The 24986-nt window shown below is 61.8% G+C and carries 15 protein-coding genes, 2 tRNA genes and 3 rRNA genes; 17 read left to right on the top strand and 3 right to left on the bottom strand.

Features of this window, described 5'->3' with window-relative positions:
• The first annotated feature begins 3 nt into the window (after positions 1–3).
• On the top strand, positions 4–1461 hold the full coding sequence (locus GA645_RS27605; RefSeq protein ID WP_152227407.1) for a PLP-dependent aminotransferase family protein: 1458 nt from the start codon (positions 4–6) through the stop codon (positions 1459–1461).
• Between the two features lie 94 nt (positions 1462–1555).
• On the opposite strand, the gene GA645_RS28885 is transcribed toward GA645_RS27605, so the two are convergent.
• Entirely contained in the window at positions 1556–1729 is a 174-nt protein-coding gene (locus GA645_RS28885; protein ID WP_178119599.1) for a hypothetical protein, read from the bottom strand.
• Positions 1730–1954: 225 nt separating this feature from the next.
• Positions 1955–3544 carry a BCCT family transporter gene (locus GA645_RS27600; RefSeq protein ID WP_152227406.1) on the bottom strand — a complete coding sequence of 530 codons (1590 nt, stop codon included), beginning with the start codon at positions 3542–3544 and terminating at the stop codon, positions 1955–1957.
• Positions 3545–3850: 306 nt separating this feature from the next.
• On the opposite strand from GA645_RS27600, the gene betI reads away from it, so the two are divergent.
• From betI to betA, 3 genes are all read left to right on the top strand, one after another.
• Positions 3851–4444, top strand: coding sequence for a transcriptional regulator BetI (gene betI / locus GA645_RS27595; RefSeq protein ID WP_152227404.1), 594 nt, complete (start codon positions 3851–3853; stop codon positions 4442–4444).
• A gap of 53 nt (positions 4445–4497) precedes the next feature.
• Positions 4498–5970: a betaine-aldehyde dehydrogenase gene (gene betB, locus GA645_RS27590; protein ID WP_152227401.1), complete on the top strand. Its 1473-nt coding sequence runs from the start codon at positions 4498–4500 to the stop codon at positions 5968–5970.
• A gap of 128 nt (positions 5971–6098) precedes the next feature.
• The gene (gene betA, locus GA645_RS27585) at positions 6099–7781 is read left to right on the top strand and encodes a choline dehydrogenase (protein ID WP_152227398.1); all 1683 of its coding nucleotides are present in this window, start codon (positions 6099–6101) and stop codon (positions 7779–7781) included.
• A 51-nt stretch (positions 7782–7832) separates the two neighbouring features.
• Here the strand turns inward: betA and GA645_RS27580 are convergent, their stop codons facing one another.
• Entirely contained in the window at positions 7833–8237 is a 405-nt protein-coding gene (locus GA645_RS27580) for an acyl-CoA thioesterase (RefSeq protein WP_152227396.1), read from the bottom strand.
• Positions 8238–8497: 260 nt separating this feature from the next.
• On the opposite strand from GA645_RS27580, the gene GA645_RS27575 reads away from it, so the two are divergent.
• The 13 genes from GA645_RS27575 (at position 8498) to GA645_RS27515 (ending at position 24922) form a co-directional block, all read left to right on the top strand.
• A complete protein-coding gene (locus GA645_RS27575; RefSeq protein WP_152227394.1) occupies positions 8498–9817 on the top strand; it encodes an MFS transporter in 1320 nt (439 codons plus the stop codon).
• Positions 9818–10382: 565 nt separating this feature from the next.
• A 16S ribosomal RNA gene (locus GA645_RS27570) occupies positions 10383–11919 on the top strand.
• A 150-nt stretch (positions 11920–12069) separates the two neighbouring features.
• Positions 12070–12146 (top strand) — tRNA-Ile (locus GA645_RS27565).
• A 29-nt stretch (positions 12147–12175) separates the two neighbouring features.
• Positions 12176–12251, top strand: a tRNA-Ala gene (locus GA645_RS27560).
• Between the two features lie 232 nt (positions 12252–12483).
• Positions 12484–15375, top strand: a 23S ribosomal RNA gene (locus GA645_RS27555).
• Positions 15376–15509: 134 nt separating this feature from the next.
• Positions 15510–15625 (top strand): 5S ribosomal RNA (gene rrf, locus GA645_RS27550).
• Together the 16S, 23S and 5S rRNA genes with 2 tRNA genes alongside form the textbook arrangement of a ribosomal RNA operon.
• A gap of 436 nt (positions 15626–16061) precedes the next feature.
• Complete coding sequence (gene pstS / locus GA645_RS27545) at positions 16062–17033, top strand: phosphate ABC transporter substrate-binding protein PstS (protein ID WP_152227393.1); 972 nt, start codon at positions 16062–16064, stop codon at positions 17031–17033.
• A gap of 395 nt (positions 17034–17428) precedes the next feature.
• Positions 17429–19462, top strand: a complete 2034-nt coding sequence (locus GA645_RS27540) for an ABC transporter permease subunit (RefSeq protein WP_152228339.1) — start codon at positions 17429–17431, stop codon at positions 19460–19462.
• Positions 19463–19486: 24 nt separating this feature from the next.
• Positions 19487–21163, top strand: a complete 1677-nt coding sequence (gene pstA / locus GA645_RS27535; RefSeq protein ID WP_152227391.1) for a phosphate ABC transporter permease PstA — start codon at positions 19487–19489, stop codon at positions 21161–21163.
• A 52-nt stretch (positions 21164–21215) separates the two neighbouring features.
• Positions 21216–22052 carry a phosphate ABC transporter ATP-binding protein PstB gene (pstB, locus tag GA645_RS27530; protein WP_015479583.1) on the top strand — a complete coding sequence of 279 codons (837 nt, stop codon included), beginning with the start codon at positions 21216–21218 and terminating at the stop codon, positions 22050–22052.
• Positions 22053–22137: 85 nt separating this feature from the next.
• A complete protein-coding gene (gene phoU / locus GA645_RS27525; RefSeq protein WP_152227389.1) occupies positions 22138–22878 on the top strand; it encodes a phosphate signaling complex protein PhoU in 741 nt (246 codons plus the stop codon).
• A gap of 133 nt (positions 22879–23011) precedes the next feature.
• Entirely contained in the window at positions 23012–23908 is an 897-nt protein-coding gene (locus tag GA645_RS27520; protein WP_152227387.1) for a response regulator, read from the top strand.
• A gap of 114 nt (positions 23909–24022) precedes the next feature.
• Positions 24023–24922, top strand: a complete 900-nt coding sequence (locus GA645_RS27515) for a peptidoglycan DD-metalloendopeptidase family protein (protein ID WP_152227385.1) — start codon at positions 24023–24025, stop codon at positions 24920–24922.
• The last annotated feature ends 64 nt before the right edge of the window (positions 24923–24986 follow it).

The raw sequence follows: 24986 nt of genomic DNA, 5'->3' as shown, positions 1-24986 counted from the left end.
CGCATGAGTGTCCCGCTGCCTTTCAATCCTTCCGGCATCCGCCTCGATCCTGCGCGGCCGCTCGGCGTGCAACTGTTCCAGGCATTGCGCGAGCGCATCCTCGATGGTCGCCTGGCGGCGCGTTCACGCCTGCCGGCGAGCCGCGATCTGGCGGCGTCATTGGGCATTTCACGCAATACCGTGGTGCGCGCCTACGAACAGCTCTACGCCGAGGGTTACATCGAGGGGCGCACCGGTGATGGCACCTATGTCGCGGAGCGGGTTCAGCCATCGGTGGACGCCGTGCGTGGCGAAGCGCGCGGCGCGGATGCACCCTCCATGGAGCGCCTGGCGAAGCACCATCTGCCGCTGCCGCCCACCGGTGCGCCGCGTGCCTTCCGGGTAGGGGTGCCGGCCTTCGACCTGTTCCCCTTCGATACCTGGGCACGGCTGCAGGCGCGCTTCTGGCGAGATCCGCCGCTGGACTGCCTGGGTTACGGCGACCCGGCGGGCGAGCGGCGCCTGCGCGAACTGGTGGCCGCCTACCTGCGCAGCACCCGTGGCCTGCATTGCGATGCCCAGCAGATCATCATCACCAGCGGCGCCCAGCAAGGCATCGCGCTGTGCGCCCAGGTATTGCTCGCCGAGGGCGACGGTGCGGCCATCGAGAACCCCGGCTACCGCGCCGCCGGCCACGCCTTCGCCACGGCCGGTGCGCGTCTGCACGGCGTGTCCGTGGATGCCGACGGGCTATGTACGGCGCAGTTGGAGCAATTGCTGGACTGCCGGCTGGTGTATGTCACGCCTTCTCACCAGTATCCGACCGGGGTGACCTTGTCCCTGGCAAGGCGCCTGGAGCTGCTGGAGTGGGCCGAGCGCACCGGCGGCTGGATCGTCGAGGACGACTACGATGGCGAGTACCGTTACAGCGGTACGCCGCTGATGCCGCTGGCGGCGCTGGATCGACACGACCGGGTGCTCTACGTTGGCACTTTCTGCAAGATCGCCTTCCCCGCGCTGCGCTTGGGATATCTGGTGGTTCCGCCGGCGCTGGCACAGGCCTTCGCCCGGCGTCGCGCGCTGGATGTGCGGCACTCGGAAGTCGGTACCCAGCGGGTGATGGCGGACTTCATCGCCGAAGGACACTTCCAGCGTCACGTCCGCCGCATGCGCCGCGCCGCCCGCAGCCGTCGCGATGCCCTGCTGCGTGGCTGGCCGGATGTCGCCGGTTGCGCTCGAATGCCGACAGTAGAGGCGGGGCTGCACCTGTGCGTGCGGGTCGACAGCCGCGAGCGCGAACGTGAGCTGGTGCAGCGAGCGTTGGCCGTTGGCGTGGAAGTGAATGCGCTGAGCGACTACTGGCTGCCGGAGTCCACCGAACCGGAAGATCAGCGCGCCGGGTTGGTGCTGGGTTTCGCAGCGGTGCCCGAGGCGCGGATTGCCGAAGCGCTGAAGGTATTGCGCAAGGCATGGCGGACGTAGGAGCGAGGCTGCTCGCGCACCCCGTCACTCGCTCGAATGCGGGACAGCGCTTGTGCTGAACGCACTTCAGTGCGGCCCGAAGGGTGAGCGCAGCTCATAGCCGGGAAGACGGCGACTCTTCCCGCTCCGCCCAATAGGTCTGCTTGTGCCCACGCGCCTGGTAGTCTCGCGCCAGGGCTTCTGCCTCGGCGCGGGACAGTTGGCGGCGCATGACGAAGCGGTTGCCGTTGTCGTCCAGGCGCACCAGGCACCAGTCCCGCTCAGGCATTGACGGTCGGGTTCTTGCGCACGGCGAGCCCGCTGCAGGGCCGGCCGAAGGGGCGGTAGCTCATGACTGTCTCCGCGAAAGGCTTCGCTGACACCATAGCCGTTCGCCAGCGCAGGTGCCTGGGCGGCCCGGAGGCCGTGGCGGAAAAAGAAAAGCCCGGCGCGGGGCCGGGCGAAAAGGCCTGCCGGAGCAGGCAGGCGGCGTCGGGCGACACCGCCGGGGAGATCAGACTGCCGGCGCCAGGGCTGGCGGCGTGGCGTGGCCGTGCAGCGCCTCGTAATCCGTCTTCATGGCCTTGTAGAGGCCGAACATGAGCAGGATCAGAACCGCCGAGAACGGCAGGCCGGCCAGCACCACGACGGTCTGCATGGCGGTGAAGTTGCCGGCGAACAGCAGGCCGATGGTCACCAGGGTGATCACCACCGACCAGAGGATACGCAGCCAGTGCGGGGCGTCTTCGTCGAGGTCGCCGCCCTGGCGCGACAGGTTGGCCAGCATCACCGAGCCGGAGTCGGCGGGGGTGAGGAAGAGCACGAAGCCGACGAAGATCGACATGCCGATCACGATCTTGGCGAAGGGGTAGTGCTCCAGCAGCAGGTAGATCGACATCGACGGCTGCTCCAGGGCGGCCTTGCCCAGGTCGGCGGCGCCGTGGTTCATCACCAGGTCCACCGCGCTGTTGCCGAACACCGAGAGCCAGGCGAGGGTGAAGCCGAGCGGGATCAGCAGCACACCCATGACCAGTTCGCGCACGGTCCGGCCACGGGAAATACGCGCGATGAACATGCCGACGAAGGGCGCCCAGGAAATCCACCAGGCCCAGTAGAACAGGGTCCACAGGCCCAGCCATTCTTCGTTCTTGCCAGCGCCGCCGCCGGTGTAGACGTAGAGATCGAAGGTCTTGAGCACCAGGCCGTTGAGGTAGTCGCCTAGGTTCTGCACGAAGCCGTTGAGCAGCTCCAGGGTGGAGCCGCAGACCAGCACGAACAGCAGCAGCGAGCTGAACAGCACGATGTTCAGGTTGGACAGCCGGCGGATGCCTTTCTCGATGCCCGACACCGCGGCCAGCGTGGCCACCAGGCTCATCACCAGCAGCACGATCAGCAGAGTGGTCTTGGAGTGCTCCATGCCGGTCAGGTATTCGATGCCCGAGGATACCTGCAGTGCGCCGATGCCCAGGTTGGTCACCAGGCCCAGCAGGGTAACGAAGATGCCGAAGCAGTCCACCGCGTGGCCGGCGCCGCCCTTCACCCAGCGCTCACCGAGGATCGGCAGCAGCGCCGAACGCAGGGCCAGCGGCTGGCGGTGACGGTAGGCGAAGTAGCCGACGGCCAGGCCGACCAGCGCATAGATCGCCCAGCCGTGCACGCCCCAGTGCAGGAAGGTCAGTTGCAGCGCCTGGCGTGCCGCTTGCGGGGTGCCGGCCACGCCTTCCGGCGGATGGTAGAGGTGGTCGATGGGCTCGGAGGCGGCGAAGTACAGCAGCGAGATGCCGATGCCGGAGGAGAACAGCATGCCGGCCCAGGCGCCGTAGCTGAAGTCCGGTTTCTCGTGATCGGCGCCGAGCTTCAGCTGGCCATAGCGAGAGAACGCAACCCAGATGACGAAGAACAGATAACTGCCGATGGCCAGCATGTAATACCAGCCGAAACTGTGCGAAAGCCACGCTTGCGTACGGTTGAGGACCGCACCGGCGCCGTCGGGAAAGAGAATGAGGGCGGCGGTCAGAACCAGGATCAGCACGGTGGAACCGTAGAAGACGACCGGATTCAGACGTACCTGCTCGTTTGTTTTTATTGGCGAAGCAGTACTCATTTGGAGGATGACCCCATGACAGTGAACGCATGGCGGCCGGCGACGGGTGCGACTAAGGCACGGCGACGGGCCGCAAACCACAGACACAGCACAGCCGCACGACACTTCCCGCCTGGATTCTGCGATCCTTGAAGGTTGGGAAGAGATGCGGCGATGAACGGCTCGGGCCCGCTTGCACACAAGGCTCGGAGTGGTTCACGGAGCGCAGCTTATTCTTAGTTGATTGAACGTTCAATAAAAACAAAATAGACTGGCCAACAAGTCGCCGGACGGCATAGGTACGTCCAGGCGAAGAGGAGATACGAAATGCCCAAGGTCGGTATGCAGCCGATTCGCCGTTCCCAGTTGATCCACGCCACGCTAGAGGCGGTGGACCAGGTGGGCATGGGCGACGCCAGCATCGCCCTGATCGCCCGTCTGGCGGGGGTATCCAACGGCATCATCAGCCACTACTTCCAGGACAAGAACGGGCTCCTGGAAGCGACCATGCGCCATCTGATGCTGGCGCTGAACAAGGCCGTCGGCGAACGCCGCCGGGCTTTGCGGGATGACGAGCCGCGCTCGCACCTGCGCGCGATCATCGAAGGCAACTTCGATGCGAGCCAGGTCAACGGGCCGGCGATGAAAACCTGGCTGGCGTTCTGGGCTACCAGCATGCACCAGCCGTCGTTGCGCCGCCTGCAGCGGGTCAACGACCACAGGTTGTATTCGAACCTGTGCTGCGAGTTCCGCCGGGTGTTGCCAATCGCCGAAGCGCGCGCGGCCGCCCGTGGGCTGGCGGCACTGATCGATGGGTTGTGGCTGCGCGGCGCGCTCTCCGGCGATGCCTTCGACACCGAGCAGGCACTGGCCATCGCGTACGACTACCTCGACCAACAACTGGCGAAACAGACGGGCTAGCCCCGCCGCGCCGGCCTTGCGCACTGACACCTATAAGAGAGGACACCTGCACCATGGCTCGATTCGAAGAACAGAAGCTCTACATCGGCGGTCGCTACGTGGAAGCCACCAGCGGCACCACCTTCGAAACCATCAATCCGGCCAATGGTGAAGTCCTCGCCCAGGTCCAGCGCGCCTCGAAAGACGACGTCGAGCGTGCCGTGCAGAGCGCGGTGGAAGGGCAGAAAGTATGGGCGGCGATGACCGCCATGCAGCGCTCGCGCATCCTGCGTCGCGCCGTGGAAATCCTCCGTCAGCGCAACGATGAGCTGGCCGAACTGGAAACCCTCGACACCGGCAAGCCGCTGGCCGAGACCCGCAACGTCGACATCGTCACCGGCGCCGACGTGCTCGAGTACTACGCCGGTCTGGTTCCGGCCATCGAAGGCGAGCAAATCCCGCTGCGCGAGACCAGCTTCGTCTACACCCGCCGCGAGCCACTGGGCGTGGTCGCCGGCATCGGCGCCTGGAACTATCCGGTGCAGATCGCCCTGTGGAAGTCCGCTCCGGCCCTGGCCGCCGGCAACGCGATGATCTTCAAGCCCAGCGAAGTCACCCCGCTGACTGTACTAAAGCTCGCTGAAATCTACACCGAGGCCGGCCTGCCCGATGGCGTGTTCAACGTCCTCACCGGTAGCGGCCGCGAAGTCGGCCAGTGGCTGACCGAGCACCCGCTGATCGAGAAGATCTCCTTCACCGGCGGCACCTCCACCGGTAAGAAAGTCATGGCCAGCGCGTCGAGCTCCTCGCTCAAGGAAGTCACCATGGAGCTGGGCGGCAAGTCGCCGCTGATCATCTTCGAGGACGCCAACCTCGATCGCGCCGCCGACATCGCCGTCATGGCCAACTTCTTCAGCTCCGGCCAGGTGTGCACCAACGGCACCCGCGTGTTCATCCCGCGCAACCTGCAGGCTCGCTTCGAGGCGAAAGTCGTCGAGCGCGTGAAGCGCATCCGCCTGGGCAGCCCGCAGGACGAAAACACCAACTTCGGCCCGCTGACCAGCTTCGCCCACATGGAGAGCGTGCTCTCCTACATCGAGTCGGGCAAAGAGCAGAAGGCCCGCCTGCTGTGCGGTGGCGAGCGCGTCACCCAGGGCGAGTTCGCCAAGGGTGCCTACGTCGCGCCGACCGTGTTCACCGACTGCACTGACGACATGACCATCGTCCGCGAGGAAATCTTCGGGCCGGTCATGAGCATCCTTGTCTACGACACCGAAGACGAGGTCATCCGCCGCGCCAACGACTCCGAGTACGGCCTGGCCGCCGGCGTCGTCACCCAGGACCTGGCCCGCGCGCACCGTGCGATCCATCGCCTGGAAGCCGGCATCTGCTGGATCAACACCTGGGGCGAGTCGCCGGCCGAGATGCCGGTTGGCGGGTACAAGCAATCGGGCGTCGGTCGTGAGAACGGTCTGACCACCCTGGCTCACTACACTCGCATCAAATCTGTGCAGGTAGAGCTGGGCGACTACGCCTCGGTGTTCTGACCGCCGCGAGCGAGCCCTGAACGGCCGGTCGCAGGCCCCACTCCCTGACCACCGGCCATCCCGAATCCGCAGACACCGACGCACACGCGTCGCGGGCGGTGTCGTGCCTGAAAAAGAGGAAGGCCTGCATGTCCCAGGAATTCGACTACATCATCATCGGCGCCGGCTCGGCCGGTAACGTACTGGCTACCCGTCTGACCGAAGACCCCGACGTCAGCGTCCTGCTGCTCGAAGCCGGCGGCCCGGACTACCGCGCCGACTTCCGCACCCAGATGCCGGCCGCGCTGGCCTACCCGCTGCAGGGGCGTCGCTATAACTGGGCCTATGTGACCGATCCCGAGCCGTACATGAACAACCGCCGCATGGAGTGCGGTCGCGGCAAGGGCTTGGGCGGTTCCTCGCTGATCAATGGCATGTGCTACATCCGCGGCAATGCCATGGACTTCGACGGCTGGGCGCAGGACAAGGGCCTGGAAGACTGGACCTACCTCGACTGCCTGCCGTACTTCCGCAAGGCCGAGACCCGCGACATCGGGCCGAACGACTTCCACGGCGGCAATGGCCCGGTGAGCGTGACCACGCCCAAGGCCGGTAACAACCCGCTGTTCCACGCCATGGTCGAGGCAGGTGTGCAGGCGGGCTATCCGCGCACTGAAGACCTCAACGGCTACCAGCAGGAAGGCTTCGGTCCGATGGACCGTACCGTCACCCCGCAGGGCCGTCGTTCCAGCACCGCGCGCGGCTACCTGGATCAGGCCCGCGAGCGCCCGAACCTGACCATCGTCACCCACGCACTGACCGACCGCATCCTGTTCAGCGGCAAGCGCGCCATCGGTGCCACTTACCTGCATGGCAACGACAACGCCCTGAAGGAAGTGCGTGCCCGTCGCGAAGTGCTGGTGTGCTCTGGTGCCATCGCCTCGCCGCAACTGCTGCAACGCTCCGGCGTTGGTCCCGCGTCGCTGCTGCGTGACCTGGGCATCGACGTGGTGCACGACCTGCCCGGCGTCGGCCAGAACCTCCAGGACCACCTGGAGATGTACCTGCAGTACGCCTGCAAACAGCCGGTCTCCCTGTACCCGGCGCTGCAATGGTGGAACCAGCCGCAGATTGGCGCGGAGTGGATGTTCCTCGGCAGCGGCCTGGGTGCGAGCAACCAGTTCGAAGCCGGCGGCTTCATCCGCACCCGCCCGGAATTCGAGTGGCCGAACATCCAGTACCACTTCCTGCCGGTGGCGATTAACTACAACGGCAGCAATGCGGTGAAGGAGCATGGATTCCAGGCCCACGTCGGCTCCATGCGCTCTCCCAGCCGTGGTCGGATCAATGCGGTCTCCCGCGACCCGCGCAAGCACCCGAGCATCCTGTTCAACTACATGTCCAGCGAACAGGACTGGCAGGAGTTCCGCGATGGCATCCGCCTTACCCGCGAGATCATGAACCAGCCGGCGCTCGACCCCTTCCGTGGCCGCGAGCTCAGCCCGGGCCTGGACAAGCAGAGCGATGCCGAGCTGGATGCGTTTGTGCGCGAGCATGCGGAGACCGCCTTCCACCCCTCCTGCTCCTGCAAGATGGGCGAGGACGACATGGCGGTGGTCGATGGCGAAGGCCGTGTGCACGGCATGCAGGGGCTGCGTGTGGTCGATGCCTCGATCATGCCGCTGATCATCACCGGCAACCTCAATGCCACCACCATCATGATGGCCGAGAAGATCGCCGATAAGGTCCGTGGCCGTCAGGCCCTGCCCCGTAGTACCGCCGACTACTACAAGGCCAACGGCGCTCCGGTGCGCGGTAAATCGATGCGCTGATTCCGAAAGGCAAAGACGAAAACGCCGGCTTGATAGCCGGCGTTTCAGTTTTCAGCCACGACGTGGCGGAACCGGGCGGGTGCGACCGCTGCCGTCGATGGCGACGAACACGAATACGGCCTCGGTGACCTTGCGCCACTCGCTGGAGAGCGGATCATCGCTCCACACTTCGACCAGCATGCGGATCGAGCTGCGGCCGACTTCCAGCGATTGCGTATAGAAGGAGAGCTGAGCGCCAACGGCGACCGGGACCAGGAAGGCCATGCGGTCGATGGCTACGGTGGCGACGCGGCCGCCAGCGATGCGGCTGGCCATGGCGGTACCGGCGAGATCCATCTGCGCCACCAGCCAACCACCGAAGATGTCGCCAAAGCCGTTGGTCTCGCGCGGCAGGGCGGTAATCTGCAGGGCAAGGTCACCCTGCGGGATGGGATCATCTTGTTCGAGCTCGATCATAGTTCAGGGCCTCTTGCCCCCGGCGTACTCATGGTGAGGTTATGGAAAAACTCTCCCAAGACACCTGCCGGTGCAAGGCCTTGGGACAGCTTTTGATCGGCCTTTCTGCATTATATAGAGCAAGGCCCGCGACGACGACCGTAGGGATTCGACTTTGCCGGGTCTGCGCATGCCTGTGTCGTCAAAGCGCAATTTGCTATGGTTCGGCACCGGTGGCCCAACGCCGCCGTCATCTGCCTTGCATGCCGAGAATAATCACAATGCCTTCTGTGAACGCTCCTGCCGCGCCCGCGTCACGTCCGTTGACCCGCAGCGACTACAAGACCCTGTCCCTGTCTGCCCTGGGCGGCGCCCTGGAGTTCTACGACTTCATCATCTTCGTGTTCTTCGCCACCGTGGTCGGCAAGCTGTTCTTCCCCGCCGACATGCCCGAGTGGCTTCGCCAGCTGCAGACTTTCGGCCTGTTCGCTGCCGGTTACCTTGCTCGTCCGCTGGGCGGGGTGGTCATGGCTCACTTCGGCGACCTGCTGGGTCGCAAGAAGATGTTCACCCTGAGCATCTTTCTGATGGCCGTTCCCACACTGATCATGGGTTTGCTGCCCACCTACGAGCAGATCGGCATCTGGGCGCCGCTGGCCCTGTTGCTGCTGCGCGTCATCCAGGGCGCTGCCATCGGCGGTGAAGTGCCGGGTGCCTGGGTCTTCGTCGCCGAGCACGTTCCGCAGCGTCATGTGGGCTATGCCTGCGGCACGCTCACCTCGGGTCTGACCGCGGGCATCCTGATCGGTTCGCTGGTGGCGACGCTGATCAACAGTGTCTTCAGCGCCGAAGAAGTGCGGGCCTATGCCTGGCGGATTCCGTTCCTGCTCGGTGGCATCTTCGGCCTGTTCTCCGTTTACCTGCGCCGCTGGCTGCACGAGACCCCGGTATTCGCTGAGCTGCAACTGCGCAAGCAACTGGCCGAGGAGGTGCCACTGGGCGTGGTGGTGCGCGAGCATCGCCCGGCGGTGGTGCTGTCCATGCTGCTGACCTGGGTACTGTCGGCCGCTATCGTGGTGGTGATCCTGATGACCCCGTCGGTGCTGCAGACGGTATATGGTTTCGGTGCGGCGACTGCCCTGAAGGCCAATAGCCTGGCCATCGTCTTCCTCAGCGTTGGCTGCATTCTTGCTGGAGGTCTGGCGGACCGCATCGGCGCCGGCCGCACCTTTATATATGGCAGCGTACTGCTGGGCGTCGCCTCCTGGACCTTCTACACCAGCCTCAAGGCGCACCCGGACTGGCTGTTCCCGCTGTATGCGGTGACCGGCCTATGCGTAGGCGTCATCGGCGCGGTGCCTTACGTCATGGTGAACGCCTTCCCGGCGGTCGTGCGCTTCACCGGCCTGTCCTTCTCCTACAACCTGGCCTACGCCATCTTCGGCGGCCTGACCCCCATGGTGGTTGCGCTCCTTATGAAGGAAGACCCGCTGGGGCCGGCTTACTACGTCGTGGCGCTGTGCATGGTTGGCTTCCTGGTGGGGACCTATCTGCTGCGCCAGGAGCGCCGCCTGGTGGGGCAGGGTGTGGCGGTAAATTGATCAATCGGACAGTTTTTTGCGGAAAGTTAAAAGAAGCCGTTGACGGGGATTTTTAAGTCCCTATAATGCGCACCACTCCCAGCGACGAAGCGCTGAAAGAACTTGAAAATCAAGTACTTACAGAGATTCGGAGTTGAGGGTGGTGATCAGGCGGGTGGTTCACTTGTCGCTCTTCATTGGCTGCTCCGGCAGCGAGCTGAAAGGAAGATTGCCGAGGTGCTTGACAGCGAGTTTGATCGCTGTAGAATGCGCCTCCCGCTGATGAGAGGTTTGACTTCTCGGAAGCCCAAGCGATTGAGTAGAAAAGAAATTTTCGAAAAATAAAGCTTGACGGAAGATGAGGTTGGCGTAGAATGCGCGCCTCGGTTGAGATGAAAGCCTTAACCAACTGCTCTTTAACAAGTCGAATCAAGCAATTCGTGTGGGTGCTTGTGATGTAAGACTGATGATCGACTGATTATCAGCAACGCAAGTAACACTCGTGAATTCGAGAGTTTTAGCTCTTTAAATAGAGCATGCGATTGCTGAGCCAAGTTTAGGGTTTTCTCAAAACCCAAGCAGTATTGAACTGAAGAGTTTGATCATGGCTCAGATTGAACGCTGGCGGCAGGCCTAACACATGCAAGTCGAGCGGATGATGGGAGCTTGCTCCCGGATTCAGCGGCGGACGGGTGAGTAATGCCTAGGAATCTGCCTGGTAGTGGGGGACAACGTTTCGAAAGGAACGCTAATACCGCATACGTCCTACGGGAGAAAGCAGGGGACCTTCGGGCCTTGCGCTATCAGATGAGCCTAGGTCGGATTAGCTAGTTGGTGGGGTAAAGGCCTACCAAGGCGACGATCCGTAACTGGTCTGAGAGGATGATCAGTCACACTGGAACTGAGACACGGTCCAGACTCCTACGGGAGGCAGCAGTGGGGAATATTGGACAATGGGCGAAAGCCTGATCCAGCCATGCCGCGTGTGTGAAGAAGGTCTTCGGATTGTAAAGCACTTTAAGTTGGGAGGAAGGGCAGTAAGTTAATACCTTGCTGTTTTGACGTTACCAACAGAATAAGCACCGGCTAACTTCGTGCCAGCAGCCGCGGTAATACGAAGGGTGCAAGCGTTAATCGGAATTACTGGGCGTAAAGCGCGCGTAGGTGGTTTGGTAAGATGGATGTGAAATCCCCGGGCTCAACCTGGGAACTGCATCCATAACTGCCTGACTAGAGTACGGTAGAGGGTGGTGGAATTTCCTGTGTAGCGGTGAAATGCGTAGATATAGGAAGGAACACCAGTGGCGAAGGCGACCACCTGGACTGATACTGACACTGAGGTGCGAAAGCGTGGGGAGCAAACAGGATTAGATACCCTGGTAGTCCACGCCGTAAACGATGTCGACTAGCCGTTGGGATCCTTGAGATCTTAGTGGCGCAGCTAACGCGATAAGTCGACCGCCTGGGGAGTACGGCCGCAAGGTTAAAACTCAAATGAATTGACGGGGGCCCGCACAAGCGGTGGAGCATGTGGTTTAATTCGAAGCAACGCGAAGAACCTTACCTGGCCTTGACATGTCCGGAATCTTGCAGAGATGCGAGAGTGCCTTCGGGAATCGGAACACAGGTGCTGCATGGCTGTCGTCAGCTCGTGTCGTGAGATGTTGGGTTAAGTCCCGTAACGAGCGCAACCCTTGTCCTTAGTTACCAGCACGTTATGGTGGGCACTCTAAGGAGACTGCCGGTGACAAACCGGAGGAAGGTGGGGATGACGTCAAGTCATCATGGCCCTTACGGCCAGGGCTACACACGTGCTACAATGGTCGGTACAGAGGGTTGCCAAGCCGCGAGGTGGAGCTAATCCCATAAAACCGATCGTAGTCCGGATCGCAGTCTGCAACTCGACTGCGTGAAGTCGGAATCGCTAGTAATCGTGAATCAGAATGTCACGGTGAATACGTTCCCGGGCCTTGTACACACCGCCCGTCACACCATGGGAGTGGGTTGCTCCAGAAGTAGCTAGTCTAACCGCAAGGGGGACGGTTACCACGGAGTGATTCATGACTGGGGTGAAGTCGTAACAAGGTAGCCGTAGGGGAACCTGCGGCTGGATCACCTCCTTAATCGAAGATCGCAGCTTCTTCATAAGCTCCCACACGAATTGCTTGATTCACTGGTTAGACGATAGGTTTGCTGCTCGGTTGGTTTGAGCGCGCCCCCGGCTCTGAGGTAGAGAGCGGGTGAGGTCGACGGCCTGCTAAGCCCGAACGATTGGGTCTGTAGCTCAGTTGGTTAGAGCGCACCCCTGATAAGGGTGAGGTCGGCAGTTCGAATCTGCCCAGACCCACCAATTGTTGTGGTGTGCTGCTGATCCGATACGGGGCCATAGCTCAGCTGGGAGAGCGCCTGCTTTGCACGCAGGAGGTCAGGAGTTCGATCCTCCTTGGCTCCACCATTAAAAATCGTCGAAAGCTCAGACATGAATGTTCAGGATGAACGAACATTGATGTCTGGTCTTTGTGCCAGAACTGTTCTTTAAAAATTTGGGTATGTGATAGAAGTAGACTGAATAATCTCTTTCACTGGTGATTATTCAAGTCAAGGTAAAATTTGCGAGTTCAAGCGCGAATTTTCGGCGAATGTCGTCTTCACGTTCGAGACAATAACCAGATTGCTTGGGGTTATATGGTCAAGTGAAGAAGCGCATACGGTGGATGCCTTGGCAGTCAGAGGCGATGAAAGACGTGGTAGCCTGCGATAAGCTTCGGGGAGTCGGCAAACAGACTTTGATCCGGAGATCTCTGAATGGGGAAACCCACCCGAGATAACTCGGGTATCTTGTACTGAATACATAGGTGCAAGAGGCGAACCAGGGGAACTGAAACATCTAAGTACCCTGAGGAAAAGAAATCAACCGAGATTCCCTTAGTAGTGGCGAGCGAACGGGGACTAGCCCTTAAGCTTCTTTGAATCTAACAGAACGCTCTGGAAAGTGCGGCCATAGTGGGTGATAGCCCCGTATGTGAAAGGTTCTTTGAAGTGAAATCGAGTAGGACGGAGCACGAGAAACTTTGTCTGAATATGGGGGGACCATCCTCCAAGGCTAAATACTACTGACTGACCGATAGTGAACCAGTACCGTGAGGGAAAGGCGAAAAGAACCCCGGAGAGGGGAGTGAAATAGAACCTGAAACCGTATGCGTACAAGCAGTGGGAGCCTACTTTGTTAGGTGACTGCGTACCTTTTGTATAATGGGTCAGCGACTTATATTCAGTGGCGAGCTTAACCGTATAGGGAAGGCGTAGCGAAAGCGAGTCTTAATAGGGCGTTTTAGTCGCTGGGTATAGACCCGAAACCGGGCGATCTATCCATGAGCAGGTTGAAGGTTAGGTAACACTGACTGGAGGACCGAACCCACTCCCGTTGAAAAGGTAGGGGATGACTTGTGGATCGGAGTGAAAGGCTAATCAAGCTCGGAGATAGCTGGTTCTCCTCGAAAGCTATTTAGGTAGCGCCTCACGTATCACTCCAGGGGGTAGAGCACTGTTTCGGCTAGGGGGTCATCCCGACTTACCAAACCGATGCAAACTCCGAATACCTGGAAGTGTCAGCGTGGGAGACACACGGCGGGTGCTAACGTCCGTCGTGAAAAGGGAAACAACCCAGACCGTCAGCTAAGGTCCCAAAGTTATGGTTAAGTGGTAAACGATGTGGGAAGGCTTAGACAGCTAGGAGGTTGGCTTAGAAGCAGCCACCCTTTAAAGAAAGCGTAATAGCTCACTAGTCGAGTCGGCCTGCGCGGAAGATGTAACGGGGCTCAAACCATACACCGAAGCTACGGGTGCATCGCAAGATGCGCGGTAGAGGAGCGTTCTGTAAGCCTGTGAAGGTGAGTTGAGAAGCTTGCTGGAGGTATCAGAAGTGCGAATGCTGACATGAGTAACGACAATGGGAGTGAAAAACTCCCACGCCGAAAGACCAAGGGTTCCTGCGCAACGTTAATCGACGCAGGGTTAGTCGGTCCCTAAGGCGAGGCTGAAGAGCGTAGTCGATGGGAAACAGGTTAATATTCCTGTACTTCTAGTTACTGCGATGGAGGGACGGAGAAGGCTAGGCCAGCTTGGCGTTGGTTGTCCAAGTTTAAGGTGGTAGGCCGAACACTTAGGCAAATCCGGGTGTTCAAGGCCGAGAGCTGATGACGAGTCGTCTTTTAGACGATGAAGTGGTTGATGCCATGCTTCCAGGAAAAGCTTCTAAGCTTCAGGTAACTAGGAACCGTACCCCAAACCGACACAGGTGGTTGGGTAGAGAATACCAAGGCGCTTGAGAGAACTCGGGTGAAGGAACTAGGCAAAATGGCACCGTAACTTCGGGAGAAGGTGCGCCGATGAGGGTGAAGCATTTACTGCGTAAGCCCATGTCGGTCGAAGATACCAGGCCGCTGCGACTGTTTATTAAAAACACAGCACTCTGCAAACACGAAAGTGGACGTATAGGGTGTGACGCCTGCCCGGTGCCGGAAGGTTAATTGATGGGGTTAGCGAAAGCGAAGCTCTTGATCGAAGCCCCGGTAAACGGCGGCCGTAACTATAACGGTCCTAAGGTAGCGAAATTCCTTGTCGGGTAAGTTCCGACCTGCACGAATGGCGTAACGATGGCGGCGCTGTCTCCACCCGAGACTCAGTGAAATTGAAATCGCTGTGAAGATGCAGTGTATCCGCGGCTAGACGGAAAGACCCCGTGAACCTTTACTGTAGCTTTGCACTGGACTTTGAGCCTGCTTGTGTAGGATAGGTGGGAGGCTTTGAAGCGTGGACGCCAGTCTGCGTGGAGCCAACCTTGAAATACCACCCTGGCATGCTTGAGGTTCTAACTCTGGTCCGTTATCCGGATCGAGGACAGTGTATGGTGGGCAGTTTGACTGGGGCGGTCTCCTCCTAAAGAGTAACGGAGGAGTACGAAGGTGCGCTCAGACCGGTCGGAAATCGGTCGTAGAGTATAAAGGCAAAAGCGCGCTTGACTGCGAGACAGACACGTCGAGCAGGTACGAAAGTAGGTCTTAGTGATCCGGTGGTTCTGTATGGAAGGGCCATCGCTCAACGGATAAAAGGTACTCCGGGGATAACAGGCTGATACCGCCCAAGAGTTCATATCGACGGCGGTGTTTGGCACCTCGATGTCGGCTCATCACATCCTGGGGCTGAAGCCGGTCCCAAGGGTATGGCTGTTCGCCATTTAAAGTGGTACGCGAGCTGGGTTTAGAACGTCGTGAGACAGTTCGGTCCCTATCTGCCGTGGACGTTTGAGATTTGAGAGGGGCTGCTCCTAGTACGAGAGGACCGGAGTGGACGAACCTCTGGTGTTCCGGTTGTCACGCCAGTGGCATTGCCGGGTAGCTATGTTCGGAATAGATAACCGCTGAAAGCATCTAAGCGGGAAACTAGCCTCAAGATGAGATCTCACTGGGAACTTGATTCCCCTAAAGGGCCGTCGAAGACTACGACGTTGATAGGTCGGGTGTGTAAGCGCTGTGAGGCGTTGAGCTAACCGATACTAATTGCCCGTGAGGCTTGACCATATAACACCCAAACAATTTGCGTGTTGTACGGTGAAGACGTAACGAACCGAAAGTTCGTGTGAACCGCAAATTACCTGTCACATACCCGAATTCGGATGAGCGTGAGCGCAAGCCACGGGCGTCCTAAAGAATTGCTTGACGACCATAGAGCGTTGGAACCACCTGATCCCATCCCGAACTCAGCAGTGAAACGACGCATCGCCGATGGTAGTGTGGGGTTTCCCCATGTGAGAGTAGGTCATCGTCAAGCTCCTATCCCAAGACCCCTGGTCAGCATCGCTGGCCGGGGGTTTTGCTTTTGCGCGCGGGAAAGTTGCGCGTACTCACGGCGCTCGCCGGAGTCCAATGTGCGCCATGCTACGGCAGCGATTGCGGGCATGGCCCGCTCCTACGGGGTGCAATGCGCTCCCCTTAATCCCATGGCGATCACTGCGAACGCTACAGGCTCCATTGCATCGTTTATGACGGTGTGATGAGTGGGGCTGGCCCCCCTCAGGCTCACTCCTGCGGAAGCCTCCAGAGCCCTTCAGCGGCTCTGGGACGAGCTTTTCAGCTATTCCCTACCGCTCGTGCGATTGACTGATGGCATTTCATCCAACTGTCACATTCGCGTCATAGAGTCTTCATGCGGCCTGACGATACTGGCCCCCGTTCCATCCAACCCCATTCTCCTCAAGGAGCAAGGCATGAAACTCAAGCGTTTGATGGCGGCCCTGACCTTTGTCGCCGCGGGCGTAGGCACCGCCAGTGCGGTAGCCGCAATTGATCCGGCCCTGCCGGAATACCAAAAAGCCAGCGGTGTGTCGGGCAACCTGTCGAGCGTTGGCTCCGATACCCTGGCCAACCTGATGACCATGTGGGCCGAAGAGTACAAGCGCCTGTACCCGAACGTGAACGTGCAGATCCAGGCCGCCGGTTCCTCCACCGCGCCGCCGGCTCTGACCGAAGGCACCGCCAACCTGGGCCCGATGAGCCGCAAGATGAAGGACGTCGAGCTGCAGGCCTTCGAGCAGAAGTACGGCTACAAGCCGACCGCTGTTCCGGTTGCCGTGGATGCCCTGGCGATCTTCGTGCACAAGGACAACCCGATCAAAGGCCTGACCATGCAACAGGTCGACGCCATCTTCTCCTCCACCCGTCTGTGCGGCGGCAAAGCGGAAGTGAAGACCTGGGGTGACCTGGGCCTGACCGGCGACTGGGCCAACAAGCCCGTTCAGCTGTTCGGTCGTAACTCCGTATCCGGCACCTACGGCTACTTCAAGGAAGAAGCCCTGTGCAAAGGCGACTACAAGCCGAACGTGAACGAGCAGCCGGGTTCGGCTTCCGTGGTTCAGTCGGTCAGCCAGTCCCTGAACGGCGTTGGTTACTCCGGTATCGGCTACAAGACCGCTAGCGTGAAGACCGTTGCCCTGGCCAAGAAGGAAGGCGGCGAGTTCATCGAAGACAACGAAGCTAACGCCCTGAACGGTAGCTACCCGCTGTCCCGCTTCCTGTACGTCTATGTCAACAAGGCTCCGAACAAGCCGCTGAACCCGCTGGAAGCACAGTTCCTGAAGATGGTGCTCTCCAAGACCGGCCAGCAGGTTGTCGTGAAAGACGGCTACATCCCGCTGCCGTCGAAGGTCGCCGAAAAAGCGATCAAGGACCTGGGTCTGTAATCAGCTCGACAACCGGGCGGCCTGCGCCGCCCGGCATGGGCTGACGCCATCCCGACCGGGCCCACCAGCATGGCTCTGCTGGTGGGCTTTGTCGCGTCACCTCCATGTCATCTTTCTGTCACACAGAGCCGCTAGGGTGTCACTGCATGAACGACCTGGCCAACTCCCCGATGACTTCTTCTCTCCCCGAGCGGATCGATTTCAATACGCCTGCGCTGCAGCGCAAGCGCCGCATGCGTGCGCTCAAGGATCGACTCACCCGCTGGTACGTGCTGGTCGGCGGTCTCGCCGTCCTGGCTGCCATTACCCTGATTTTCTTCTACCTCGCCTACGTCGTGTTGCCGCTGTTCCGCGGCGCCACGCTGGAGTCGCGCGACCCCCTGGCTCCGGCCTGGCTGAGGACGGCGCAAGCGCCGCTGCTGCTGAGCATCGAAGAGCAGAACATGGTGGGCATGCGCGTCGCCGCCAATGGCGAAGTGGTCTTCTTCAGCACCAAGAGCGGCGACGAAGTCGGCCGCGTCGCGCTCAAGCTGCCCGCTGGCAGCAACGTGACTTCCATCGCCGAAGACCAGCCGGGCCATCCGACCGTGGCGCTGGGCCTGTCCAATGGCCAGGCACTGGTGTTCAAGCACACCTATAAGGTCACCTACCCGGACAACAAGAAAACCATCACCCCGCAGATCGACTATCCCTATGGCGAAGCGGCGATCAACCTGGATACCCAGGGGCGTCCGCTGGAGCACGTAGCAGTCGTTTCGGGTGATGAAGGCCTGCTGCTGGCCGCCTCTACCGGCAGCCAGATGCTCCTGCTCAGCCTGACCAGTCAGGAAAACATGCTGACCGGCGAGACTTCGCTGCAAGAGGAACGCATCGACCTGCCGCAGATCGCCGACCCGGTGAAGGCGATCTACATGGACCCGCGCAAGCAGTGGCTCTATGTGATCAATGGCCGCGCCCAGGCTGACGTGTTCAACCTCGGCACTCACCAGCTCAACGGCCGCTACAAGCTGCTGGATGACGCCGGCGCCGAAGTGACTGCCAGCAGCCAGCTGCTGGGTGGCATCTCGCTGATGATCGGTGACTCCAAGGGCGGTATCGGCCAGTGGTTCATGGCCCGTGGCGAAGACGGCGAACCGCGCCTGGCCCATGTGCGCGATTTCAAGCTGGGCGACCAGCCGGTGACCGACATCGCTCCGGAGCAGCGCCGCAAAGGTTTCCTGGCACTCGACAAGCAAGGCAACCTCGGCATCTTCCACAGCACGGCGCATCGCACCCTGCTGGTGGAGAACGTCGCGCCATCGACCGGTCTGATGGCCCTGTCGCCGCGCGCCAATCGCCTGATCATCGAGCAGGGTGGCGAGCTGCGCCGCTTCAATGTCAGCAACCCGCACCCGGAAGTGTCCTGGAGCGCGCTGTGGGGCAAGGTCTGGTACGAGAGCTACGACAAGCCGGGTTACGTCTGGCAGTCCACCGCCGCGACCACTGACTTCGAACCCAAGCTGAGCCTGTCGCCACTGACCTTCGGTACCCTGAAGGCCGCGTTCTACGCGATGATCCTTGCAGCTCCCCTGGCTATCGCCGCCGCCGTCTACACCGCCTACTTCATGGCTCCGGGCATGCGCCGCAAGGTGAAGCCGGTGATCGAGCTGATGGAGGCGCTGCCGACCGTGATCCTCGGCTTCTTCGCCGGCCTGTTCCTGGCGCCCTACGTCGAAGGTCACCTGCCGGGCATCTTCAGCCTGCTGCTGCTCACGCCTCTGGGCATCCTGCTCGCGGGCCTGATCTGGAGTCGCCTGCCCGAGCGCATCCGCCTGAGCCTGCCGGCCGGCTGGGAAGCAGCGATCCTGATCCCGGTGGTTCTCGCTACCGGCGCCTTCGCCCTGTGGATGAGCCCGCACCTGGAGACCATGTTCTTCGGCGGCGACATGCGCCTGTGGATCAGCCACGACCTGGGCATCACCTACGACCAGCGCAACGCCCTGGTAGTGGGTCTGGCCATGGGCTTCGCGGTGATCCCGAACATCTTCTCCATTGCCGAAGACGCCATCTTCAGCGTGCCCAAGAGCCTGACCTACGGCTCTCTGGCCCTGGGCGCCACGCCGTGGCAGACGCTGACTCGCGTAGTGATCCTGACCGCCAGCCCGGGCATCTTCTCCGCCCTGATGATCGGCCTGGGCCGCGCCGTCGGCGAGACCATGATCGTGCTGATGGCCACCGGCAACACCCCCGTCATGGACGTGAACATCTTCCAGGGCATGCGCACCCTCGCGGCGAACGTCGCGGTGGAAATGCCCGAGTCGGAGGTGGGCGGGACCCACTACCGCGTGCTGTTCCTCTCGGCACTGGTATTGCTTTCCTTCACCTTCGTGATGAACACCCTGGCAGAGCTGATCCGTCAGCGCCTGCGCAAGAAATACGCGTCGCTCTAAGCGACGCCCGACGAGGCTAGTTCCGTGAAACAGAAACAGGAATCCGTCAAAGCGTGGTTTGCCAGCGGTTCTCCCTGGGTGTGGATGAACGCCGGTGCGGTGTCCATCGCCGTGATCATGACCATCGGCCTGCTCGCCGTGATCGCCGTGCGCGGTCTCGGCCACTTCTGGCCGGCGGACGTGATCGAGGCGACCTACACCGTCCCCGGTGAAGCACCCAAGACTCTGATCGGCGAAGAAGTGCAGGTCGAGCAGGTACCGCGCGAGCGTCTGCGCGGCGCCGGCCTGCCGGTGCCGGACAATGGCCCGGAGTTCATGACCCGCGAGCTGCTCAAGCTGGGCAACCGTGACCTCTACGGCAGCGACTTCTCCTGGGTGATCGGCGAATGGCTGGGTGACAAGCGTCATCCGGCCGAGCTGGTGACCCTGGAGCGCCGCGAGTGGGGCAACTTCTATGGCTACCTGCTGAACGTCAAGGAAAGCGGCAAGGTGGTCGCCGAAGGTCCGGCCGCCATGGCTGAGCTGCAGATCCGCCTGAAGCGCGTCGACGGGCTCTACGCCAAGCTGTACCAGCTGGAGAAGAAGGACATCGGTGGCATCAACCACGGCCTTGAGCGCCTGCGCCTGAAAGAGCGCGGCCTGCAGCTCAACGGCAAGCTGGACGCCGCTGCCGAAGCCGACATCGCCGCCGGCCGCGCCGAGCTGAACGCCCAGTACCAGGTGCTGGAAGAGCAGCTCAACGCCCTGCACCAGGAATTCAACCGCGACAGCATCGCCATGCGCGATGCCACCGGCAAGGAAACCGAAATCACCCTGGGCAAGCTGGTGCACGCCTACCAGCCTAACCAGATGGGTGTCGGCGCCAAGCTGAGCTTCTACTTCAAGAAGCTGTGGGAATTCCTCAGCGACGACCCGCGTGAAGCCAACACCGAGGGCGGTATCTTCCCGGCCATTTTCGGCACCGTGATGATGACCCTGGTGATGGCCGTGATCGTCACCCCGTTCGGCGTGATCGCGGCGGTGTACCTGCGCGAGTATGCTCGCCAGGGCCTGCTGACCCGCATCATCCGCATCGCGGTGAACAACCTCGCGGGCGTTCCGGCGATCGTCTACGGCGTGTTCGGCCTGGGCTTCTTCGTCTACGTGCTGGGTGGTTCGATCGACCGGATGTTCTTCCCCGAGGCATTGCCGGCACCGACCTTCGGTACGCCGGGCCTGTTCTGGGCCTCGCTGACCCTGGCGATTCTCGCGGTGCCGGTGGTGATCGTGGCCACCGAGGAAGGTCTGGCGCGTATCCCGCGGGCTACCCGTGAAGGCTCCCTGGCACTGGGCGCGACCAAGGCCGAGACCCTGTGGAAAGTGGTCCTACCGATGGCCAGCCCGGCCATGATGACCGGCCTGATCCTCGCCGTGGCCCGTGCCGCCGGTGAAGTGGCGCCGCTGATGCTGGTGGGCGTGGTGAAGCTGGCCCCGGCGCTGCCGGTGGACGGCAACTACCCGTACGTGCATCTGGATCAGAAGATCATGCACCTGGGCTTCCACATCTATGACGTCGGCTTCCAGAGCCCGAACGTCGAGGCCGCGCGCCCGCTGGTGTACGCCACCGCGCTGCTGCTGGTGATGGTGATCGCCCTGCTGAACTTCTCGGCCATCGCCATCCGTAACCGCCTGCGCGAAAAGTACAAGGCGCTGGAAAACTGATTCTGCCGGCGGCGGGCCTAGCCCGCCGCCAAGCCTCCAAGGGAGACTGAAGATGCAACATGAAACTGCAACCCACGGCATCGACATCGGCGCGCTCGGCCGCGGCGATCGCCAGGGCATGAACCTGGAGAGCGAGACCGTCGCCCTCGAAGTACCCGGCCTGAGCCTGTTCTATGGCGAGAAGCAGGCGCTCTTCGACGTCAGCATGAACATCCCGAAGCAGCGCGTGACCGCCTTCATCGGGCCGTCGGGTTGCGGCAAGTCCACCCTGCTGCGCTGCTTCAACCGCATGAACGACCTGGTTGACGGCTGCAACGTGAAGGGCGAGATCCTGCTCGACGGCCACAACATCTTCGCCAAGAACGTCGACGTAGCCGAACTGCGCCGCCGCGTCGGCATGGTGTTCCAGAAACCCAACCCGTTCCCCAAGAGCATCTACGAGAACGTGGTGTACGGCCTGCGCATCCAAGGCATCAACAAGAAGCGCGTACTCGACGAAGCCGTCGAATGGGCGCTCAAGGGCGCAGCCCTGTGGGACGAAGTGAAGGACCGCCTGCACGAATCCGCCCTCGGCCTGTCCGGCGGTCAGCAGCAGCGTCTCGTCATCGCCCGCACCATCGCCGTGGAGCCGGAAGTCCTGCTCCTCGACGAACCCTGCTCGGCACTGGACCCGATCTCCACCCTGAAGATCGAAGAGCTGATCTACGAGCTCAAGTCCAAGTTCACCATCGTCATCGTGACCCACAACATGCAGCAGGCCGCGCGCGTCTCCGACTACACGGCGTTCATGTACATGGGCAAGCTGATCGAATTCGGCGACACCGACACCCTGTTCACCAACCCGGCCAAGAAGCAGACCGAAGACTACATCACCGGTCGTTACGGCTAGTTTCCGGGCCTTGCGTGCGCAGTAGAACCATTCCGGAGAACATTGAAGCCAGCGGCCCGGAGCCAGCGGCTTTCGCGGAGCGAACATGATCAACAAAGAAAGCCTCACCCACCACATCTCGCAGCAGTTCAACGCCGAGCTGGAAGATGTGCGCAGCCATCTGCTGGCCATGGGCGGCCTGGTGGAGAAGCAGGTCAACGATGCGGTCAACGCGCTGATCGACGCCGACTCGGGCCTGGCCCAGCAGGTGCGCGAGATCGACGACCAGATCAACCAGATGGAGCGCAACATCGACGAGGAATGCCTGCGCATCCTCGCCCGCCGCCAGCCGGCCGCCTCCGACCTGCGCCTGATCATCAGCATCTCCAAGTCGGTGATCGACCTCGAGCGCATCGGTGACGAAGCCTCGAAGATCGCCCGCCGTGCCATCCAGCTGTGTGAGGAAGGCGAGTCGCCGCGCGGCTACGTCGAGGTGCGCCACATCGGTGGCCAGGTGCGCAAGATGGTGCAGGAGGCGCTGGACGCCTTCGCCCGCTTCGACGCCGACCTCGCCCTGTCGGTCGCGCAGTACGACAAGACCGTCGACCGCGAGTACAAGACCGCGCTGCGCGAACTGGTTACCTACATGATGGAAGACCCGCGCGCCATCTCCCGCGTGCTCAACGTCATCTGGGCCCTGCGTTCGCTGGAGCGCATCGGTGACCACGCGCGCAACATTGCCGAACTGGTGATCTACCTGGTGCGCGGCACCGACGTACGCCACCTGGGCCTGACCCGCATGAAGGAAGAAGTGCAGGGCACCGGCAGCGGCAGCAAGCCCGAATAAGGCTGTTGCCCACCGCACTGACGAACCCGGCCGAGCGCCGGGTTCGTCATTTTATGGCCGATCGGTTTCGTCTCGATGGCATGTAGCCACCCGGCAAGGCTATCCTTCGCCCTATTGTTCGAAGGAGTTGCCGATGGGCAAGGTCAGTGTACTGGTCGTGGATGACGCCCCGTTCATCCGAGATCTGGTGAAGAAGGGGCTGCGGGACCATTTTCCCGGCCTGCAGATCGAGGAGGCGGTGAACGGCCGCAAGGCGCAGCAGTTCCTTGCGCGCCAGAGTGTGGACCTGATCCTCTGCGACTGGGAGATGCCCGAGCTATCGGGTATCGAATTGCTCACCTGGTGCCGCGAGCAGGAGCCGCTGAAGACCACGCCCTTCATCATGGTCACCAGCCGTGGCGATAAGGACAACGTGGTACAGGCCATCCAGGCCGGTGTCTCCGACTTCATCGGCAAGCCCTTCTCCAACGACCAGTTGGTGAGCAAGGTGAAGAAGGCACTGTCCCGCGCCGGCAAGCTCGAAGCGCTGGCGGCCCAGGCGCCGCAGCGCAGCCTCGTTGGCTCCATGCCCAATGACTCGCTCAGCGCGCTTACCGGCGGCAAGGCCGATGTGGTGCGCCCGGCTGCCGCCCCGACGCCGCGTGCCGCCGTCCCCGCTCCGGCGACGGAGTCCGTCGCGCCTGCCGCGCGTCCCGCCGCGAAAGGACAGCAGGGCCAGTTGCGCCTGCCTGCCGCGAATCTGCCCTGCGTGATCAAGGCACTGAGCCTGAAGGAAGCGCTGCTGGTAGTGAAACGCGGCACGCCACTGCCGCAGGTGCTGGAAAGCGCCGTGCTGGACCTGGAAGAGGACAGCGATGTGGCGCGCCTGAACGGCTACCTGCATGCCGTGGCGGCGCTGGAGCCCAAGCCCGACAGCGAGTGGCTGCAGCTCACCTTCCGTTTCGTCGACCGCGATCCGCAGAAGCTCGACTACCTGTCGCGCCTGATCGCTCGTGGCAGCACCCAGAAGCACTACGTGCCCGGCGCGTGATTCCTTGCCGACTGGTGGGCGGCACTGCTTCACACGCCGGCCGTCGGCAGGTCGCTCCGTAGCGGCCGCGCTGCTAGTCTTGCCCTTGTCGCCATACTTATAACCAGAGTCGACATGCTAGGGCGCAGTATCTTCCTGTGCGGTCTGCTGGCCGCATCGGGGACGGCTTCGGCCGTGACCATCTACAAGTACACCGACGCCAATGGCGTGGTCACCTACACGGACAAGGCCGTGGCGGGTGCGGCGGTGTTCGTCTTCCGCGACCGCATGGTCGAGCACCTGGAGCAGCAGGTGAAGCTGGAGACCAAGAAGCACGCCGGTGGCGAGACACTGCAGGTGCGCAACGATCTCTACGCGCCAGTGGAGGTGGAGCTGAGCGTGACCGGCGCGCAGAACGCCATTGGCGTGCCGGAACGTCCTATCCGCTGGGTACTGCCGCCACGCAGCGCCATCCGCCTGGCGACGCTCACCCCGCGCGAGCCCGGCAAGCCCATGCAGTACCAGCCCAAGCTGCGTTACGCGCTGGGTGATCCGCGTCTGCAGCCGTTGTCCTATCGCTATGCGCTGCCGTGGGTGGGGGGCCCGTTCCGCCTGACCCAGGGCGCCAATGGGCGCTACAGCCACTTCACGCCCAAGGGCCGCTACGCCATGGACATCGCCATGCCCGTGGGCACGCCGATCGTCGCGGCCCGTGGCGGTATGGTGGTGAAGATCGAGAATGGCCAGGATGGGCGCGGCAAGAACCCGTCCGGCAACTTCGTGCGCATCCTGCATGACGACGGCACCATGGGGGTCTACCTGCACCTGATGCGCGGTTCGGTGCTGGTCCACGAGGGCCAGCGCGTCGGTACCGGCACGCCGCTGGCGCAGTCGGGCAACACCGGCAACAGCAGCGGCCCGCACCTGCACTTCGTGGTGCAGCGCAACGTCGGCCTGGACCTGGTGTCGATTCCCTACGACTTCTCTCAGCCGGTGGATACCTTGCCGAACTTCGCGGTGGTGAAGGAAAACTGAGCTTTCTTGTGTAGGAGCGGGCCATGCCCGCGATCGCGCGCATGGCGCGCTCCTACGGAGGGCG

The organism is Pseudomonas sp. SCB32, from assembly GCF_009189165.1.
GTDB lineage: Bacteria > Pseudomonadota > Gammaproteobacteria > Pseudomonadales > Pseudomonadaceae > Pseudomonas.
Note: the sequence above shows the minus strand (reverse complement) of the source record. Positions and strands in the feature narration are given on the sequence as shown.